General features: G+C 41.1%; 19 protein-coding genes. 3 read left to right on the top strand and 16 right to left on the bottom strand.

From position 1 onward, the window contains the following. Window positions 1-173: 173 nt before the first annotated feature. From rnhB to rpsB, 15 genes are all read right to left on the bottom strand, one after another. Complete coding sequence (gene rnhB, locus BCU84_RS09710; protein WP_102527895.1) at window positions 174-803, bottom strand: ribonuclease HII; 630 nt, start codon at window positions 801-803, stop codon at window positions 174-176. A gap of 44 nt (window positions 804-847) precedes the next feature. Next, window positions 848-1,996, bottom strand: a complete 1,149-nt coding sequence (gene lpxB, locus BCU84_RS09705) for a lipid-A-disaccharide synthase (RefSeq protein WP_102527894.1) — start codon at window positions 1,994-1,996, stop codon at window positions 848-850. A gap of 8 nt (window positions 1,997-2,004) precedes the next feature. Continuing rightward, complete coding sequence (lpxA, locus tag BCU84_RS09700; protein ID WP_102527893.1) at window positions 2,005-2,775, bottom strand: acyl-ACP--UDP-N-acetylglucosamine O-acyltransferase; 771 nt, start codon at window positions 2,773-2,775, stop codon at window positions 2,005-2,007. Continuing rightward, window positions 2,772-3,233: a 3-hydroxyacyl-ACP dehydratase FabZ gene (fabZ, locus tag BCU84_RS09695; protein WP_102527892.1), complete on the bottom strand. Its 462-nt coding sequence runs from the start codon at window positions 3,231-3,233 to the stop codon at window positions 2,772-2,774. Before fabZ ends, lpxA begins: the two co-directional genes overlap by 4 nt. 38 nt (window positions 3,234-3,271) lie before the next feature. After that, entirely contained in the window at window positions 3,272-4,291 is a 1,020-nt protein-coding gene (gene lpxD / locus BCU84_RS09690; RefSeq protein ID WP_102527891.1) for a UDP-3-O-(3-hydroxymyristoyl)glucosamine N-acyltransferase, read from the bottom strand. After that, window positions 4,291-4,788 (bottom strand): OmpH family outer membrane protein, encoded by a 498-nt coding sequence (locus BCU84_RS09685; protein ID WP_102527890.1) that lies wholly within the window; start codon window positions 4,786-4,788, stop codon window positions 4,291-4,293. Before BCU84_RS09685 ends, lpxD begins: the two co-directional genes overlap by 1 nt. Before the next feature lie 56 nt (window positions 4,789-4,844). Further along, on the bottom strand, window positions 4,845-7,328 hold the full coding sequence (gene bamA, locus BCU84_RS09680) for an outer membrane protein assembly factor BamA (RefSeq protein ID WP_102527889.1): 2,484 nt from the start codon (window positions 7,326-7,328) through the stop codon (window positions 4,845-4,847). Window positions 7,329-7,358: 30 nt separating this feature from the next. Beyond that, the gene (rseP, locus tag BCU84_RS09675) at window positions 7,359-8,744 is read right to left on the bottom strand and encodes a sigma E protease regulator RseP (protein WP_102527888.1); all 1,386 of its coding nucleotides are present in this window, start codon (window positions 8,742-8,744) and stop codon (window positions 7,359-7,361) included. A gap of 14 nt (window positions 8,745-8,758) precedes the next feature. Next, window positions 8,759-9,949, bottom strand: coding sequence for a 1-deoxy-D-xylulose-5-phosphate reductoisomerase (ispC, locus tag BCU84_RS09670; protein ID WP_102527887.1), 1,191 nt, complete (start codon window positions 9,947-9,949; stop codon window positions 8,759-8,761). Between the two features lie 6 nt (window positions 9,950-9,955). Next, window positions 9,956-10,813 carry a phosphatidate cytidylyltransferase gene (locus BCU84_RS09665; RefSeq protein WP_102527886.1) on the bottom strand — a complete coding sequence of 286 codons (858 nt, stop codon included), beginning with the start codon at window positions 10,811-10,813 and terminating at the stop codon, window positions 9,956-9,958. Window positions 10,814-10,835: 22 nt separating this feature from the next. Beyond that, on the bottom strand, window positions 10,836-11,660 hold the full coding sequence (locus tag BCU84_RS09660; protein WP_102527885.1) for an isoprenyl transferase: 825 nt from the start codon (window positions 11,658-11,660) through the stop codon (window positions 10,836-10,838). Between the two features lie 83 nt (window positions 11,661-11,743). Continuing rightward, window positions 11,744-12,301 (bottom strand): ribosome recycling factor, encoded by a 558-nt coding sequence (gene frr, locus BCU84_RS09655; protein ID WP_102527884.1) that lies wholly within the window; start codon window positions 12,299-12,301, stop codon window positions 11,744-11,746. A gap of 118 nt (window positions 12,302-12,419) precedes the next feature. Beyond that, entirely contained in the window at window positions 12,420-13,151 is a 732-nt protein-coding gene (pyrH, locus tag BCU84_RS09650; RefSeq protein WP_102527883.1) for a UMP kinase, read from the bottom strand. A 67-nt stretch (window positions 13,152-13,218) separates the two neighbouring features. Next, window positions 13,219-14,070 (bottom strand): translation elongation factor Ts, encoded by an 852-nt coding sequence (tsf, locus tag BCU84_RS09645; RefSeq protein WP_102527882.1) that lies wholly within the window; start codon window positions 14,068-14,070, stop codon window positions 13,219-13,221. Between the two features lie 116 nt (window positions 14,071-14,186). Then, the gene (rpsB, locus tag BCU84_RS09640) at window positions 14,187-14,915 is read right to left on the bottom strand and encodes a 30S ribosomal protein S2 (RefSeq protein WP_102527881.1); all 729 of its coding nucleotides are present in this window, start codon (window positions 14,913-14,915) and stop codon (window positions 14,187-14,189) included. Window positions 14,916-15,251: 336 nt separating this feature from the next. On the opposite strand from rpsB, the gene map reads away from it, so the two are divergent. From map to dapD, 3 genes are read left to right on the top strand one after another with little or no spacing between them, the layout of a single operon-like run. Further along, window positions 15,252-16,043, top strand: a complete 792-nt coding sequence (gene map, locus BCU84_RS09635) for a type I methionyl aminopeptidase (RefSeq protein WP_102527880.1) — start codon at window positions 15,252-15,254, stop codon at window positions 16,041-16,043. Between the two features lie 25 nt (window positions 16,044-16,068). Beyond that, window positions 16,069-18,648, top strand: coding sequence for a bifunctional uridylyltransferase/uridylyl-removing protein GlnD (gene glnD / locus BCU84_RS09630; protein WP_102527879.1), 2,580 nt, complete (start codon window positions 16,069-16,071; stop codon window positions 18,646-18,648). A gap of 20 nt (window positions 18,649-18,668) precedes the next feature. After that, the gene (gene dapD / locus BCU84_RS09625) at window positions 18,669-19,493 is read left to right on the top strand and encodes a 2,3,4,5-tetrahydropyridine-2,6-dicarboxylate N-succinyltransferase (protein ID WP_102527878.1); all 825 of its coding nucleotides are present in this window, start codon (window positions 18,669-18,671) and stop codon (window positions 19,491-19,493) included. Window positions 19,494-19,607: 114 nt separating this feature from the next. Here dapD and purU read toward each other — a convergent pair whose 3' ends face one another. Beyond that, window positions 19,608-20,489 carry a formyltetrahydrofolate deformylase gene (gene purU / locus BCU84_RS09620; RefSeq protein WP_102527877.1) on the bottom strand — a complete coding sequence of 294 codons (882 nt, stop codon included), beginning with the start codon at window positions 20,487-20,489 and terminating at the stop codon, window positions 19,608-19,610. Window positions 20,490-20,506 lie beyond the last annotated feature (17 nt).

The following is a 20,506-nucleotide window of genomic DNA, read 5'->3' as shown; positions in this document are numbered from 1 at the left end:
AAAAAACCGCTGACCAGATTAGCAAACTAAGCCAGTTTATAATAGTGAATTATCAATATTGCGATGTCGAGATTGATTTTTAAATGAGCTGAAAAACATTTACTCTATCCATCTGTATTAATTAGAGTAACAGCTCATCCGACTTATATTAAACGTAGATATTTGATTGAGAACTAACTTTTATTTAAAAGCGCCATCACTGGTTTAAAGCTCTTACGATGCTCATCTAAAACCCCGTGGGCCTCAAGTGCTTCAAAGTGAGCTTTTGTTGGGTAACCTTTATGATTGGCAAATCCATATTGAGGATAACGCGCATCAAGCTCAGTCATTTCTTTGTCTCGAGTTACTTTAGCAATAATTGATGCTGCACTGATAGCTGCAACGAGTCCATCACCTTTGATGATTGCGTGACTTTGAATGCCAAAGTCTGGAGAACGATTACCATCAACTAATACCCGCTCTGGAGTAATTGATAAACCCGCAACTGCACGTTGCATTGCTAACATGGTTGCATGGAGAATATTTATCTCATCAATTTCAGCCGGTGTTGCTCGCCCTATGCTAATCGCTAAGGCTTTATCCATGATTTCGGTAAATAAAATGTCGCGGCGTTTCTCAGACAGTTTTTTCGAGTCATTTAATCCAGTAATCGGATTGTTAGGATCTAATATGACTGCAGCGGTAACAACGTCCCCTACTAGTGGGCCACGACCGACTTCATCCACACCAGCAACTACACCACGGCTAATGTATTCAACTTGTTCAGGTGTAATGCCTTTTATCACCGCAGGAATTCTACTCATGACACTTTCTCTTGTGATGGGTTATTATTTTGGATAATGGTTCGTTAGTGCTCGTTTATCACTTTAATTACTGCGTCGGCAGCACGGTCACTCGCATTACAACGAAGTGTTAGGTGCATCTTTTCAAACTCTGCTTTCAAAGGTGCAAAATCGATATTCAATTGTTCAATTACTGCTGCGGCAATATTATGTTCATTACATTCGTCTTGGACAACTTCCGGAATTAAAGCGCGATCGGCTAATAAATTGGGTAGCGAATAATGTTCAAGGCTCATCAGTCTTTTAGCGATACTATATGTCAGCCCATTCACGCGATAAGACATGACTGTCGGACGTTTAACTAGCATAGCTTCTAAAGCTGCAGTACCTGATGCTAATAATATTGCATCTGATGCTGCCATTACTTCACGAGACTGCCCTTCAATCAATTCGATTTCTAAGTCAGGAGCAAACTCTTTAAGCGCGGCAACAAATTGTTCTCTGCGAGCTTGATTAACTAATGGCGTGACAAACTTTATATCTGGATATTTCTGTTTAACGATGACAATCGCCTTGATAAAAGGCTCTGCAAGCTGTTTAAGCTCACTACCACGAGAACCTGGCAATACCGCTAGGTACTCAGCGTGAGGATCTAATCCGAGTAATTTGCGTGCAGCAAGTTTGTCACTTTCCATTGGAATATCATCAGCCAATGTATGACCAACAAAAGTGCAAGGCACTTGGTACTTATCGTAAAATGCTTTTTCAAAAGGCAGTAGCGACAATACCATGTTAGTGGCTTTCGCTATTTTAAAGATTCGTTTTGGACGCCAAGCCCAAACAGATGGACTGACATAATGAACAGTTTTAATACCTTTATTCTTAAGCTTTAACTCAAGACCGATATTAAAATCAGGTGCATCGATACCAATAAAACAGTCAGGTTTCGCTTGGCATATTTCTTCAATTAGCGTTGCCCTAACCTTGAGTAATCTTGGTAATCGCCCTAGGACTTCAACAATCCCCATCACAGCAAGCTCTTCATAAGAAAAAAAGCTTTCAAAGCCTAATGCTTCCATCTGCGGGCCGCCAATGCCGATAAATCGGGCATCTGGATATTGTTTTTGCAAAGATTTAATTAATCCTGCACCTAAAATATCGCCGGAGATTTCTCCGGCGACCATTGCAAATATACGAGGGGTATTATTTGTCATTGTGTATTCTATCGAATGATCCCACGAGATGAGCCATTAATAAAATCAACCATACCTTTAACGTATTCATCAGTTTCAGCATCTTCTGTGATTTCAGCGAGTGCTTCTTCGATGGTTAAGTTTTTACGGTACAGCGACTTATAAGTACGACGGATTGCATGTTGGGTTTCTTTGGTAAAACCGCGACGTTTAAGACCTTCAGCATTTAAGCCTCGAGGAATCGCCGGACTACCTGCAGCCATTACAAACGGAGGTACATCCTGGAAAATAGTTGATGAGCCAGCAGTAAAAGCATGCGCACCAATATGCACGAACTGATGAACGCCAGTCATACCACCCAAAATAGCCCAATCACCAACATGGACATGACCTGCGATAGATGCATTATTTGCCATGATGATGTTGTCACCTAAAACACAGTCATGAGCAATATGCACATAAGCCATCAATAGGTTGTTTGAACCAATACGGGTTTCACTGTTATCTTGAATTGTGCCGCGGTGAATAGTTACGTTTTCACGGATAATATTATTATCACCCATGACTAAGGTCGTTGGCTCACCGGCATATTTTTTATCCTGACACTCTTCACCGATAGAAGAGAATTGGAAAAAGCGGTTACCTTTACCAATGACACTAGGGCCTTTGATAACAACATGAGAACTGACCCAAGTGTCGTCGCCAATTTCAACATCTGCGCCAATATAACTCCATGGGCCAATGGTGACATTATTGCCAATTTTTGCGTCAGGGTGTACGAATGCTAACTTATCAATCACTTGTTGATCTCTCTACGTGCACACATGATTTCGGCAGAACAAGCTAGTTCACCATCTACGAATGCCTGTCCTTCGAATACACCAATCCCTCGGCGCTCTTTAATCATTTTGACATGAAAATGAACTTGGTCACCAGGAGACACAACACGTTTAAAACGCGCCTTATCGACACCAGCTAATAGATATAAAACATTTGGTGAAGGCTCAGGACTCATGGTTTTGAATGCTAATAAGCCTGTTGCTTGTGCCATAGCTTCAATAATCAATACACCTGGCATAACAGGCTTAACTGGGAAGTGACCTTGGAAAAATGGTTCATTAAACGTCACGTTTTTAATCGCATGCAAAGATTCACCCACGGTATAATCTAATACACGGTCAACTAACAAAAATGGATATCTATGAGGAAGATACTGAAGAATTTCTTCAATATCCATTGTATTTAATTGGTTTGACACGCTTAATTCCTCGCAATGGCTCTGTCGAGCCATGACTTCTAATCTTTGATTTTCTTTTCAATCGTTTTAACACGATTGAATAATTCGTCTAAGTGGCGAAAACGAACAGTATTACGACGCCACGTCTTGTTATCCATTGCAATTGTAGCAGATGAATACAGACCTGGTTTACGAATATCACTAGTTACATTGGTACTACCAGATACTTGAGTCCCGTCAACGACATTTAAATGCCCTGAAACACCACAGCCGCCACCAAAAATACAATACTTACCAATTTTTGTGCTACCTGCAATAATTGTGGCACCCGCTATTGCAGTATTCTGGCCAATAATACAGTTGTGTGCAATTTGCACTTGGTTGTCGATTATCACACCATCATGAATTTCTGTAGGAGAAAGTGCGCCACAATCAACAGTTGTTCCTGCACCGATCTCGACTTTATCGCCGATTCTCACTCCACCAGTTTGCGGTATCTTAATCCAGTTACCTTTTTCATTAGCATAACCAAAACCATCAGAACCGATGATAGAACCTGAGTGGAAAATACAATCCTGACCTACAATGACATTATGGTAAAAAGTAACATTCGCTTTTAAGCAAGTCCCAGAACCAATAATAGATTTTTCTCCGACAACAGAGCCTGCACCTATTTGAACATCATTGCCAATAATGACATTTGCGCCCACGACAGCATTGGCAGCAATAGCCACATTATCGCCTAATTGAGCAGAAGGGTCGATTTGAGCTGACGGATGAATGCCAGTAGTCACTTTCGGAGTGGTATCGAGAAGTTGAGCTATTCGGGCAAAGCCGACATAAGGATCTTTCAAAACTAAAGCATTACCTTGGTAATCTTCAGCATCTTTTTCACTCAATAACACCGCACCAGCTTGAGAAGCCTCAAGCTGTGCACGGTACTTACTATTGGCTAAAAAAGAAAGTTGATCTTGAGTCGCATCTTCTAAGGTCGCTACACTGGTTATGACCAATGATTCGTCACCTTTTATTGATGCGCCCAACAGCTGACCAAGCTCTTTTAAAGTCACAGTTTTCATTAGTTGCCTTTACTTAACACTTGAACAACTTTATCGCTGATGTCAGCGTCAGGCTTAACGTAAATAACTGCACCACGTTGAAGAACGATATCATATGATTCTTTTTCAGCGATGGTGTCAATAGCCTGTTGAACTTGAACTAACAGCTTGTTTTGCTCTTCACCTTGACGACGACGCATGTCTTCATCTAGTGCTTTGCCTTTAAGTTGGAAGTCTGATTTTAATGACTCCATTTTACGAACAAGATCTGTTTTTTGGCTTTCGCTCATCAACGCACCGTCACGTTGCTGCTTTTCAACCATAGTACGCATTTCTTCCTGCATTTTTTGTACTTCAGCAACTCGATCACCAAATTCAGTTTTTAGTGATTGTGAAATTTGTTCACGTTGAGGTAATTGCTCAAATACTTCGCCCATATCAACCACAGCAATTTTTTCAGCATGTGCCATCATAGGTGCACTTAAAAATGCCATTGTTACTAACGCGCGATTTACCATCTTTTTCAAAATAGACTCCTTGTTATGATCAGCAAAACTTGCCGAATATATTTGTTTTAGAATGTTTTGCCAATATTAAACGAAAATATTTCAGTTTCATCATCTTCGTATTCTTTAATCGGCCAAGCCAAGCTAAACACCATAGGTCCCATCGGTGATAACCATTGAACACTCATACCCCAAGAGGCACGGATTCGACTTGGGTCACTATAATCTTCCAATTTATCAAACTGATCGGCTGGAAGATATCTATACGAGTCATAATCAAACTCGGTATCCCATACGTTACCGGCATCAACGAAGAAACTAGTACGTACTGAATTAGAATAAGCCTCATCCAAGAACGGAGTTGGTACAATCATTTCCATACTCGCAGTCGCAATGGCGTTACCACCAATAGAACGACCAGAACTCACTTGAATTTGGTTAGGCTCACCAGGTAAAGAACAGCTGTCACCAGATGGATCCGGTGCACATGGTTCACTACCACGGTAGAGATAGAATGAACGTGGGCCAACAGAGTTAGACTTAAAGCCACGTAATGAACTACTACCACCAGAATAATAATTTTCCCAGAATGGTAAAATTTGATCGTTCTGGTTGAAGCTACCATAACCATTCGCGTAACCTAATCGAGCTCGTGTCAATAATACAAAGCCGTGATTTCGGGTTAATGGTAAATAGAAGTTAGTATCTAAATCAGTTTTAAAATACTGCAAATCTGAACCAGGAATTGTCGCCTTAGCACTAAAGCGCTGTGACGAACCATCAGTTGGGAACGTACCACGGTTTAACGTACTACGAGACCAGCCGCCATTAAGCTCAAAGTTATCAAAACTTAAATCAGCATTAGGGTCATCAGACTCACGATATACATTATAAAAACGCAATGCTTGTTCATATGCTGAAATTTCTGAAATCGAGTTATGACGATAACCAATGCCACCATTTAAGCGGTTATATTCATTGATCGGAAAACCTGAGTTTAACGCGATGCCGTATGATTTATTTTTATAACGCTCAAGGTTAGCCTCGTTCGCATCAAATTCATTCCAGTAAATACTCCCGCCTAAACTCACGCCATCTTTAGTGAAATATGGGTCAGTATAAGAAAAGTTAACATTTTTAGAGTACTTGTTAGTATTCAAGCTGACACCAGCCTGATTACCAGTACCTAAGAAGTTACTTTGCTGAACACCAAACTGAAGACTTAAACCAGACTCAGTACCGTAACCCACACCAGCATTAAACGAACCTGAAGGTTGCTCTTTGACATTAAATGCAACGTCAACTAAATCATCGCTACCTGGAACTTGTACAGTCTCGGTATCTACTGTTTCAAAGTAACCCAAACGATTCAAACGCGATTTTGATTGCTCAACTTGCGCCGAGTTCAACCATGCACCTTCCATTTGGCGCAGTTCACGACGCATGACTTCATCTTTGGTAACCGCGTTACCACTGAAGTTGATTGAGCGAACGTAGACACGCTTACCTGGATTAACATTAATGTTTAATGAAACCTCTTTGGTTTCGTCGTTAATTTCTGGGAAAGTTTTAACTTCTGGGTATGCATAACCAAAACGGCCTAAATATTTACTGTACATTTCTTCGGTGAAAGTCACATCACCGCCGTTGTACATATCGCCTTCTTTGATTGGCAAAATAGCCTTCATTAACTTTTCGCGGCCCATTAGTTCGCCGGTTAAGTTAACTTCAGACACTTTATATTTTTCACCTTCATCAACATTGATGGTGATATAAAGTCCCTTTCTATCTGGAGTCATTGCAACTTGAGTTGAACTGACTTCAAATCGAATATAACCCTGATTATGATAATAGGTTTTAACCGTCTCTAAGTCAGCTTGAAGCTTTTGTTTTTGATAACGGCGTTCACCGAATAAATCCCACCAAGCCACATAATCTTTAAGCTCAAGTAAGCCGATAATTTCAGAGTCTGAAAATACTGAGTTACCCACCACGTTAATTTGGCGAATTTCAGCCGCTAAGCCTTCAGTGAAGTTGAATTTAAGTTCAACACGGTTACGAGGTAAATTGATAACTTCCGCTTCAACTTTTGCACCGTATTTACCCACACCGTAATAGAAATCCTGTAGGCCTTTTTCAATGCCAGATAACATGGTTCTATCAAGTGACTCACCGATCTTAATACCTGAGCCATCCAAGCTTTCTTGAAGCTGCTCATCTTTAATATCTTTGTTACCTTCAAAGGTAACTGCACTGATTGTTGCACGTTCTTTTACAGTCACAATCAATACGCCGTCTTCACGGGCAACATTGATCGTTTCAAAGTTAGTGGAGGCGTACAAGCTTTTAATCGCTTGTTGTAATTTTACTTGGTCAACAGTATCGCCCACTTTAACGGGGAGACTTAACAAGGCAGCACCTAGTGCAACTCGTTGTAAACCATCAATCTGGATGTCGGTCACTTCAAATGGTTGGAAAGTCTCAGCCACACCATTGCCTGAAAATGACGCGCCGACTAAAATCATCGAGGCAAAAAGTTTATTCAATCTCATAGAGCACTTCTAATTATTTGTGTTCCCTGCTCAGAGTCTGGAAAAATCGTTAAAAAGCGCAACGCTCATTAACAACAGCAGCATAGCCGCACCAAACCTGAATCCTATATCCTGTACCTTCTCTGGTACAGGCTTACCCGTAATCACTTCGATAAAGTAATACAGCAAGTGTCCCCCATCAAGCACTGGCAAAGGCATTAAGTTTATGATGCCTAAGTTCACACTGATGAGTGCGATAAACCCGAGAAAATACACCAATCCATAGTCAGCACTGGTACCAGCACCTTGGGCTATAGAAATCGGACCGCTCAAGTTTTTCACCGACACATCGCCGGTAAATAGTTTTCCAATCATTTTAAAACTGACAACCACCAGTTGCCATGTTTTATCTGCAGCAGCTGTAAAGGAATCTACTATGCCATACTCAAGCTGGAAGCGCATACTTTCAGGCCAATCAATTTGAGTCGGGCTAACACCTACTACGCCAATTGTTTCCCCATTAGCATTTGTCTGCGCCTGAGGAGTAACAATGATGGTCTTTTGTTTGTTTTCTCTTAGAACAGTTAGTTCTACATCTTTGTCCGCAGACGTTTGTATCACATCTACAAAACCATTCCAATCTTGATAAGGCTGACGATTAATTTCGAGGATTTCGTCGCCTAAAGCTAACCCTGCCATCTCAGCAGCACTGCCTTTAGTAACCAAAGCAATAATAGGTTCAATACCAGGGCGATAAATACCCAATCCCATTGCTGTAATCGGTGACTCTTTATCAGGATCAAATTGCCAATTTCTGATATCCAGCTGATACGTTGTTACTTGAGCTTGTTCTTGTGCTGAAGTATTTTGTGCAGATAAAGAAAGCGGCATTAGGCTAATATCCAGCTCTGTACCACCTATATGACTCACCAATGCAAGGTTAACTTCTTCCCAGTTTCTCACCTTTTGCCCTGACACTGAAACAATTTGCATAGGTTCTTGCAGCTGAATTTGTGCCGCAGGTGTATTCGCTCTTGTTGTATCAATGACAGGCTTCAGGGAAGAAACACCAATCATGTACATAATGTACAAGGCAACTATCGCGAACAAAAAGTTAGCAATGGGACCCGCTGAAACTACAGCAATACGTTGCCAAACAGTTTTACGATTGAAAGCTTGATCTTTCAACTCATCAGGTACGTCTTCAACACGTTCATCCAGCATTTTGACATAGCCACCCAATGGCAACATTGCAATGACGTATTCAGTTCCATCTTTGCCTATTTTGCGCCATAAGGTTTTACCAAAACCAATAGAAAAACGTTCTACTTTGATACCACAACGACGTGCGACCCAAAAATGTCCGTATTCATGTGCAGTAATCAAAATACCCAGTGCGACAATAAATGACCCTAGGTTCCAAAAAAAATCGAACATCGTTCTCCTACGAACTAGTTAATTGCTTTGATTGCTTCTTTAGCGATAGTACGAGCTTGTGCATCTAAACTCATAATATCTTCGATACTGCTTAATGAAGATTGAGGCGTTTTTTCTAAACAAACCTCGTTAATGCGAGCGATATCTGTAAATTTAATTTGTTGCTGTAAGAATGCGTCAACGGCTATTTCGTTGGCAGCATTTAACACTGTTGTTGCTTCTTGGCCTTTTTCGCAGGCTTGCATTGCCAGTGCTAAACAAGGGAAACGATTATAGTCAGGTTCACAGAAGCTTAATTCTCGGACTTTGAAAAAATCCAAAGGTTCAACTCCAGCGTAAATTCTTTCAGGAAAAGACATACAGTGAGCAATCGGTGTACGCATATCTGGGTTACCCATTTGCGCGATAACCGAGCCATCTAAATACTGCACCATTGAATGAATGACGCTTTGAGGATGAATAACAACTTTGAGTTGTTCGGCATTGGTATTAAACAACCAACGAGCCTCAATAAACTCAAGACCTTTGTTCATCATAGTCGCTGAATCAACTGATATTTTAGGCCCCATTGACCAATTAGGGTGATTACAAGCTTGAGCAGGGGTCATCGCATCTAACGTCGCAAGATCTGCTGTTAAAAATGGTCCACCTGAACCTGTCAGCAAAATATGCGAAATACCCGCAGCGGATAAATCACATTGGCCAAGATTTGATTGCACTTCTGCTGGCATGCATTGAAAAATCGCATTGTGCTCACTATCGACTGGAAGTAACGTGGCGCCACTGTCGCGAGTCGTATTCATAAAGAGCTCACCGGACATTACCAAGGCTTCTTTATTGGCTAACAATACTCTTTTACCTGCTTTTACAGCTGCAAATGTAGATCTTAGCCCCGCTGCGCCAACAATTGCTGCCATCACAGTATCAACACTGGATGAAGTCACTAAGCCAATCAGTTCATCTTCACCGGTAATAACTTCTGTCGCAAGGTTAGCTGGCAACATTGACTTAAGTGTTTTCGCAGCTGTTGCATCCACCATATGCGCAAAACGTGGTTGGTGCTTAATACACAGCGCTAACATTTTATCCACGCTTGAATTGGCCACTAGACCATAAACCTTAAACTGCTCAGGGTTATGACTCATCACACTTAATGTGCTGCTACCAATCGAGCCCGTGGCTCCAAGAATAACCATATTTTGCATGGTAAATTAAATCCAGAACGCAAGGTAAATAAAGGTAAAGACAGGTAATGCCGCTGTTAGGCTATCCATTCTATCTAATACACCGCCGTGTCCAGGTAAGATTTTACCTGAATCTTTAATGTTGGCAGCACGTTTAAACATGCTTTCAGATAAATCACCAAATGCAGAAGCAACGGCTGTGATTAAGGTAACTGCTATCACCAAACCTAACTCTTGTTCTGGGGAGTAATACATCACACCAACAACAACAGCCATAGTCGCGGCTAAACCACCACCTAAGCCTTCTAAAGTCTTATTTGGGCTAACATTTGGCATTAGTTTATGTTTGCCCAATGAGCGTCCAGCGAAATAAGCACCAGTATCAGCAGCCCAAACTACTAACATGACTAAAAACACTAAACTAGCACCAAAGTATGGGTCAACGTTTGCACTGATTGATTTAAGGGTAATTAACGATACAAAACAAGGGATAAGTGTCAATTGGCCAAACATGGATTTAAGCATGTGGCTGTCTTTCCAGACGCTACCACTTTTAGGAAAGCTAAATACTAATACTGTACTAACAATCCACCAAAATAGACCAATGGTAATAATGGCAAAATAAATTGGGTGCAATTGCCCCTTAAGCCATAAACTCTCGACAGGGACAAAGAAGTTAAGCGCCACTAGAATAAGCGAAACAGTGACTGTAAATGTCCACTGGGTTGCAGTGCAATTAGGGTCAATAAAACTACCCCACTCTTTTGCACCAATCATAAAGACAGGGATTAATACCCAAGCAAAGTACTCAGTAGGAAGGAAGAATATGGCGCCAATCACTAATGGAAGTAACCATAACACTGTAATAATTCGTTGTTTTAACAAAGCAAAAGCCTCTTAAATATTTTTAAATAGCACGTATTTCTTCGATTTGACTACCCGTCAAACCAAATCTACGTTGCCTACTGGCAAAAACAGCAAGGGCATCTTTAAATGCCTGCTCATTAAAATCTGGCCACAAAGTCTCAGTAAAGACTAATTCCGCGTATGCAGCCTGCCATAAAATAAAGTTACTAATACGGTAATCACCGCCTGTACGTATCATCAAATCAACTTCATTTTGCTCATTCATGCAAAGCTGTTGATTTAATGTTTCTTCAGTCAATTCACTTGATTCAATTTCACCTTGAGCGACTTTATCTGCTAGCTTTTGAGCTGCTTGTAAAATATCCCAACGCCCGCCGTAATTTGCGGCAACATTGAGAACCAACCCTGTATTTCCTGCAGTTTGTTGTTGTGCTTTGTCGATCTGTTTTTGTAAACGTGCAGAAAAACGACTGATATCCCCAATGATATTTAATCGAACTTGATTATTGTGTAACAGTTTTATTTCTCTTTGTAAGACAGAGAAAAATAATTCCATTAATAAACTGACTTCTTTATCTGGTCTACGCCAGTTTTCGCTTGAAAAAGCGAATAAGGTTAACGACTCAATACCCAGTTGACTGGCGACACTCACAGCGCGGCGCACTGCTTTAACCCCAGCCTTATGACCAAACACTCTTGGCTTTCCTTGTTGCTGAGCCCAGCGACCGTTACCGTCCATAATTATAGCGACGTGTTTAGGAAGCGACTGCTTAACCACATCAGAAAGTTGACCAGGCAAAATTTCCGACGATTCTATATCAGCACTCGATTGTGTTTTTGGCTCATATCCAACAGTGGATGACATCTATTACAACCCTTTCAAATAGACAAACGCCGTGTAGTATAACCTTACACGGCGCTTTAACTCTAGCTTTGCTAGGACGAGAATTAGACTTCCATCAATTCTTTTTCTTTAGCTGCTAAAATTCCATCAATATTTTTGATACTTGCGTCGGTGAACTTCTGAATTTCATCTTCACTACGACGAACATCATCTTCAGTACACTCTTTCGCTTTTTCAAGCTTTTTGATTTCACTGATAGCGTCACGACGTACATTACGTACGGCAACACGACCATTTTCAGCTTCACCACGTACTACTTTAATGAAATCTTTACGACGTTCTTCAGTTAATGCAGGCAATGGGATACGCATTGCGTTACCCGCAGTCATTGGGTTAAGACCCAAATCAGAACTCATGATCGCTTTTTCTACAGCTTGAACCATAGTCGCATCGAATACGGTTACATTTAGGGTACGAGAATCTTCAATACCAATATTTGCAACTTGCTTAAGCGGTGTCATTGAACCGTAGTAAGACACTTGAATTGAATCAAGTAGGCTTGGGTGAGCACGACCAGTACGTACTTTAGCCATTTGGTTTTTAGTAGCATCAACACACTTGTTCATACGGTCTTGAGCATCTTCTTTAATTGTATCAATCACGATAAATATCCTTTTGGTCACAAATACTTATAATTTGAACGACTCTCTGAGAATGGCACATAGATTTTACTATGTCGACAGTCGTACAAATGAAAATTGTCAGCTAAAAACTAACCTATTAAGATTTAGTTTTAATATGCGTGCCTTCTTCTTCACCCATGATAACACGACGTAAAGCACCAGGTTTATTCATGTTGAAAACTAAGATAGGCATGTCATGGTCACGGGCTAGCGTAAATGCAGCTAAGTCCATCACCTTAAATTCATTTTCTAATACTTCATCATAAGTTAATGAGTCGTATTTTACAGCTTCAGGGTCTTTCATAGGATCAGCTGAGTATACGCCATCAACTTTTGTTCCTTTTAATACCACTTCCGCTTCAATTTCAATACCACGTAAACACGCAGCTGAATCAGTTGTGCAAAACGGGTTACCTGTACCAGCAGCGAAAATAACAACTCGGCCAGACTTTAATAAACTGATTGCCTCTGCCCAATTATAATCGTCACACACACCTTTTAAAGGAATTGCAGACATCAAACGAGCATTGACATAGGCACGATGCAAAGCATCACGCATTGCTAAGCCATTCATTACGGTTGCAAGCATACCCATATGGTCACCAACAACACGGTTCATACCAGCTTGTGCTAAGCCTTCACCACGGAATAGATTACCACCACCAATAACAACCCCAACTTGGATGCCAAGTTCAACTAACTCCTTTACTTCTTGCGCCATACGGTCAAGAACTTTAGGGTCAATACCGAAGCCTTCTTCGCCCATTAACGCTTCGCCGCTTAACTTTAAAAGAACGCGTCTAAATGCAGGTTTTGGATTGGTGCTCATAATTTTTTCCTAATTATAACAAAACCGCAGCGGTTGCTGCGGCTTTAGGGTATGAAGAGATGTTTAATTACGCTTTTTTAGTAGCAGCAATTTGTGCAGCAACTTCTGCAGCGAAATCTTCTTCTTTCTTCTCAATACCTTCACCAACTTCTAAACGAATGAAGTTAGTTACTGAAGCGCCTTTCTCTTTAAGAATGTCGCCAACAGTTTTCTTTGGTTCCATGATGTAAGCTTGGCCAGTAAGAGAGATCTCACCAGTAAACTTCTTCATACGACCGATAACCATTTTCTCAGCGATTTCTTGAGGCTTACCTTCGTTCATCGCGATTTCTACTTGAAGCGCTTGCTCACGAGCAACAACATCAGCAGGTACGTCAGTTGGATTAACGAATTCAGGCTTAGAAGCAGCAACATGCATAGCGATGTGCTTAAGCGTTTCAGCATCTGCTTCACCCGTTACAACAACACCGATACGGTCGCCGTGACGGTAAGAAGCTTGATCAGCACCATCGATGTATTCAACGCGACGAACGTTGATGTTTTCACCGATTTTAGCGACTAGCGCAACACGAGTTTCTTCGAATTGTGCTTTAAGATCTTCAATAGATACTTTAGAAGCAGCTGCAACAGCTAGTACTTCATTAGCAAACGCTAAGAAGTTACCATCTTTAGCAACGAAGTCAGTTTGACAGTTAACTTCTAATAAAGCTGTGTAACCTTCGCCACCTTGAATAAGGATAGTACCTTCAGCAGCAATGTTACCTGCTTTTTTAGCAGCTTTAGCAGCACCACTTTTACGCATGTTATCGATAGCTAGCTCGATATCACCGTTAGTTTCAGTCAATGCTTTTTTACAGTCCATCATGCCAGCGCCAGTGCGGTCACGAAGTTCTTTAACTTGGGCAGCAGTAATTGCCATTGTTAAATCCTCTATTTTAATTCGTCTAATATTGCATTTAAAAACAGGGGCCCATAAGGCCCCTGCTCACCAATTTTTATTGGTTAATAAGGGGGATGGAAACCATCACGCCTTATTTAAACAGTTTCTACGAAACCGTCTTGCTCAGCTTGAACAGCTAAATCTTGACCGCGGCCTGAGTTAGCAGCTGCAGCAACAGAAGAAGTGTACAAACGGATAGAACGCATAGCATCATCGTTACCAGGAACGATGTAGTTAACGCCATCTGGAGCAGAGTTAGTATCAACAACAGCAACAACTGGGATACCTAAGTTGTTAGCTTCTTTAATAGCGATATGCTCGTGGTCAGCACCGATAACGAATAATACGTCAGGTAAGCCGCCCATGTTTTTGATACCACCAAGAGATTTTTCTAACTTCTCTAGCTCGCGAGTACGCATTAACGCTTCTTTCTTAGTAAGCTTGTCGAAAGTACCGTCTACTGACTGGCTTTCTAGCTCTTTAAGACGTTTGATTGACTGACGAACAGTTTTCCAGTTAGTCAACATGCCGCCTAACCAGCGGTGATCAACGTAGTACTGGTCACAAGACATTGCAGATTCTTTGATAGCTTCGCCAGCAGCGCGCTTAGTACCAACAAAAAGGATTTTACCTTTTTTAGAAGCAACGTTGCTGATGAACGCTAGTGCTTCGTTGAACATTGGCACAGTGTGCTCAAGGTTGATGATGTGAACACCATTACGAGCACCGAAGATGAAAGGCTTCATCTTAGGATTCCAGTAACGAGTTTGGTGACCGAAGTGAACACCAGCTTGAAGCATGTCGCGCATTGAAACAGTAGTCATTTTATATACCTTAATTTGGGGGGTTAGACCTCCACGGATCCCATACCTTCGACTCTTGCTTGCTTAAAAAGCGCACTAAGAGCACCCCGAAGAATGTGTCGATACGTGTGTGATTTAGTATTTAGTTAAATTGCCATCTATAACATGTATAATGGCCGCCATATTTTACGCTTAGTGGAACAGTAAGTGAAGAAAGTATTTATACTTTATTCAAATTACAGCTTCATTAAGACTTAAACACAACGGCGCGCTTTATACCATAACTAGGTGTAAAGCACAAATTTTGCCAAATTTATTTGCGCCTTTTTTGACTGATATAACGGTAAGAGATAATTCATGAGCATAGTCATCAAGACAGCAGAACAAATCGAAAAAATGCGTGTAGCTGGTAAGTTAGCTGCAGAAGTATTAGAAATGATTGCACCTTTCGTCAAGGTAGGCGTAACCACAGATGAGCTTAACGACATTTGTGCAAAATTTACCGAAGAACATGGCGCTATTTCTGCACCGCTTAACTACCACGGATTCCCAAAATCTATTTGTACTTCAGTAAATGAAGTGGTTTGTCACGGCATCCCTAGTAGCTACACATTAAAAGATGGCGATATCTTGAATATCGACATCACAGTCATTAAAGATGGTTTCCACGGTGATACATCAAAAATGTTTTTAATTGGTGATGTGAGCCCAAAAGACAGAAGATTGGCTCGCATTGCTCAAGAAAGCTTGTACCTTGCGATTAAAAAAGTTCGCCCAGGGGTTAAACTAGGCGAAATTGGTACTGCCATTGAGAAATTTATTAAAGCCAGTAAATCAGGTTTAGATAAGTACTCAATCGTTCAAGATTACTGTGGTCACGGTATTGGCGAAGGCTTTCACGAAGAGCCACAAGTCGTACACTATAAAAATAATGACAACACAGTATTAAAAGCCGGCATGTGTTTTACTATCGAGCCAATGATCAATGCTGGACGTTACACAACTGTTTTAGATAAAGAAGATAACTGGACAGTAACCACTTCAGATGGTAAAAAATCAGCTCAATGGGAACATACATTACTTGTCACTGAAACAGGTGTTGAAGTTCTGACTTTGCGAAGCGAAGAAGACCTCCCAAGATCAATTTAACTTTTAAGTAAAAATAAGGACATCAATGAATACTGCGCTGGTAGCTAAAAACACGCTCATCGAATTTAACCAGCGCTTATTGGAGCAATTTACTGCTAATGAACCAATAACGGATCTCGTGCAGCAGCGTTGCCAATTTGTTGATGACCTTTTAAAACAAAGCTGGCTCAAATTTGATTTAAATAATCATCAAATTAGTCTTATTGCCGTGGGCGGATATGGTCGCGGCGAGCTTCATCCCCATTCAGATATCGATCTCCTATTATTAACCCAATCAGATAGTGTCAGCCAACAAGCTAAAGATGCCATCAGTCAGTTTATTACCTATCTTTGGGATTCAGGATTAGAACTCGGTCACAGTGTTCGCACTATTGAAGAAACATTAGAGCAAGGTCAGCTCGATATCACTACCGCCACCAATTTACTTGAAGCCAGGTTGCTTATTGGCCAAGAGGCATTGTTTGATGAACTTTATGATGCCATTAGACAAGAAGATTTTTGGCCGTCTGATACTTTTTTCTTAGGCAAAATTGAAGAACAGCACCAACGTCACCTCAGAGCAAATGCCTTTGACTTAGAACCCAACTTAAAATCATGCCCTGGCGGGTTACGTGATATTCAAACTGTCGCATGGGTTGCCATGCGTCACTTTGATGCGGCCACACTATCTGAGTTAGTTGCACACGACTTCTTAGAGCCTGTTGAGCTTACAGAATTTCTAGAATGTCAGGATTTTTTATGGCAACTGCGTTTTTGCCTGCACATGATTTCGGGACGTAACGAAAATCGATTGTTGTTCGATTTACAAAGGCAAGTCGCCAGCATGATGGGCTTTGAAGATGGTACTCAGCTCGCTGTAGAGCAGATGATGAAGCGTTACTATCGCACGGTAAGACGTGTGATGGAGCTTAATGAAATGCTGCTACAGCTTTTTAAGCGTGCCACATTAAGCTTGTCATCTTCGTTAACCATTTACCCAATAAATGACAAGTATCAACGTCGTGGTCGATACATTGAAGTATTAGATGACCAGTTATTTGAACAACAACCAGAGCAAATTCTAAATCTATTTTTACTTGTTGCCAAAAACTCTAATGTCCGTCGTATATATGCGCCAACATTACGTCTATTGCGACAAGCTAGACGTCGTCTAAAAGCCCCGTTGCAAGATAACCCAGAATGTCGCAAATATTTCATGGCAATTTTGAAGCATCCTCGGGGGATTGCCGCATTATCGTTAATGCACAAACATGGAATTTTATCTTCCTATTTACCTGCATGGCGTAAAATCGAAGGCCAAATGCAGTTTGATTTATTCCATGCTTACACGGTTGATGAACATACACATAGATTACTGCTAAATATTGAACGCTTTGCCCAACCCGATCAAAAAGATGAGTTCCCACTGGGCGCAATCCTAATAAATCAGTTGCCAAAGAAAGGCTTACTCGTGTTAGGCGCCATATTTCATGACATCGCTAAAGGTCGAGGTGGCGACCACAGTAAATTAGGCGCTACTGATGCATTAGACTTTTGTAAGTTACATGGGTTAAGCGATCACGATGGGCGACTTGTGGCATGGTTAGTTGAAAACCACTTGGTGATGTCAGTTACCGCTCAGCGCCGCGATATTTCAGATCCTGAAGTGGTCGCAGTATTCGCTGATCGTGTTCAAGATGCAGTGCATTTAAGTTATTTATACTGCCTCACCGTGGCAGATATTTGCGCAACTAACCACAAAGCTTGGAATAACTGGAAAGGCTCTCTGTTAAGAGACTTATATTTTGCAACTCAGCGGGTACTATCTCGTGGCAAAGAAAAACCAATCGATGTGGCTGACAGGGTTCTTGAAATTCAGCAAAAAGCTCAAAAAGAATTATTAAGACGTGGCGTTAAACAAAAAGCGATTAATGAGTTGTGGAGCCGGTTCAAAGATGATTATTTTTTACGTCATCAACCCAATCAAGTGTCATGGCATACTGAAGCATTACTCAAACATGATAAACAAAAGCCACTCGTGTTAATTTCAAAGCACACGACTCGTGGTGGCAGCGAGCTGTTTGTTTACGCCAAAGACAAACCCAAGTTATTCGCCACTGTTATGACAGTGTTAGATAACAAAAATATAAATGTTCATGATGCTAACATCATGACATCAAACGATGACTTCGCCTTAGATACATTCGTTATATTAGAGCAAGATGGCGAACCAATCAGCCAACTTTCACGCATTCAGTCGATTAAAAAGTCGCTTGAAAAGAGATTGGCGACACAAAAATCTAAACCTCCAAAGTTTAGAAAGATGTCACGAATCATGAAACCTTTTAAAGTTCGTACACAAGTGAGTTTCTTACCGGGTGCGAAGCATGATACAAGTATGATGGAGCTAATTGCGCTGGACACCCCTGGCCTACTCGCCAAAGTAGGTGATGTACTTTACCGCTGCGATATCACGTTATTATCAGCAAAAATTACCACCATTGGTGAAAGAGCAGAAGATTTCTTTATTTTACAAACAGCTCAAGGCCAAGCGCTCAACGAAGCTCAACAAACACAATTATCAGAAGCGCTTTCAGAGGCGCTTACTCAACCTTTACATCAATAAACACAATTTGGGAGAAAGTAATGGAGGCATTACGCCAACGCATAGAAGCTGCATTTGAGGCTCGTCAGGACATCACACCTAGCACGGTAGAGCCAAGTGTTCGTGCAGATATCGAAACTGTTATTAGCATGCTTGATAAAGGCCAAGCTCGCGTAGCAGAAAAGATTGACGGCGAATGGCATGTACATCAGTGGTTAAAGAAAGCTGTTTTACTTTCTTTCCGTATTTTCGACAACGAAGTTGTTGAAGGCGGTGACACTAAGTACTTTGATAAAGTGCCACAAAAATTCTCAGACTACACAGCTGAACGCTTTAAAGAAGAAGCTATTCGTGTTGTTCCACCAGCGACCGTTCGTAAAGGTTCATTTATCGGTAAGAACACCGTATTAATGCCATCTTACGTTAACCTAGGCGCATTCGTTGATGAAGGTACCATGGTTGATACATGGGCAACAGTTGGCTCTTGTGCACAAATTGGTAAGAATGTGCATTTATCAGGTGGTGTTGGCATTGGTGGCGTACTTGAGCCATTACAAGCAGGCCCAACAATCATTGAAGATAACTGTTTCATTGGCGCACGTAGTGAAATTGTTGAAGGCGTTGTGGTTGAAGAAGGCAGCGTAATTTCAATGGGCGTATACATTGGCCAAAGCACACGTATCTTTGACCGTGAAACTGGCGAAGTGCATTACGGCCGCGTACCTGCAGGCTCTGTAGTGGTTTCTGGTAACCTACCATCTAAATGTGGTACTTACAGCTTATACGCAGCTATCATCGTTAAGAAAGTTGACGCTAAAACTCGCGGTAAAGTAGGCATTAACGAATTATTACGTATCGTCGATTAATCGATAAAACACTGAGTGTGATAAGTCATAACGACCACTAAGCACTCCGATGTTAACGTAAAAAGGCTCAGATGATACTGAGCCTTTTTTATTGAATTTTTGCCAACTAGCAGCTTAAAACACGACGGTTTTGTTGCCGTACACCACCACTTGTTCTTCAAGCACTAATTGTAATGCTTTACTCAATACACTCTTTTCAACGTCACGGCCGTTATGGGCCATTTCTTCAGCGCTAAAGCTATGATCAACATTAATCACATCTTGCTTAATGATTGGTCCTTCATCTAAACAGTTATTCACAAAGTGCGCTGTTGCACCAATAATTTTAACTCCCCTTTCCCAAGCCTGGCGATAAGGCGATGCGCCAATAAATGCCGGCAAGAATGAATGATGAATATTGATAATGGTATTTGGAAACTCTGCAACAAACTCAGGGGTTAAAATACGCATGAATTTGGCCAGCACGATATAGTCAGGCGAATAACGTTTTATCTTTTCAAGCATAGCTTGTTCATGTTCTTGTCTATCAAGCCCTTGATGACTCACATAATGAAACGGAATATCAAACTTCTCCGTTAAGCCTTGTAAAATGTCGTAATTACCAATGACTGCCGCAATTTCGACGTCTAAACCACCGTAATATGACTTCATTAGAATATCACCCAGGCAATGAGCTTCTTTAGTCACTAATACCACAATACGCTTCTTACCGGCATCAACTAACTTCATGTGGTTTTGTTCTGGTAAAACTTGACGAAGATCTGCCAATAACGCTTCATCATTAATCTTGCCTTCTAACACGGTGCGCATGAAAAAACGGCCTTGCTGATGATCAACAAATTCGGTGTTTTTGATAATGTTTAGCTGATGAGCAAAACATACCCCTGTGATGTTCGCGATTAATCCTTGAGCATCTTCACAATCAGTAATTAAAATTTTCCGAGGTAATGGTGTCGATGCAGTTTCACTTTGTTGACTTAAAGGGGAGTTATTCATAATTACACTACTCATAT

The organism is Shewanella sp. 10N.286.51.B7 (genome assembly GCF_002873615.1).
Classification (GTDB): Bacteria; Pseudomonadota; Gammaproteobacteria; order Enterobacterales; family Shewanellaceae; genus Shewanella; species Shewanella electrodiphila.
Note: the sequence above shows the minus strand (reverse complement) of the source record. Positions and strands in the feature narration are given on the sequence as shown.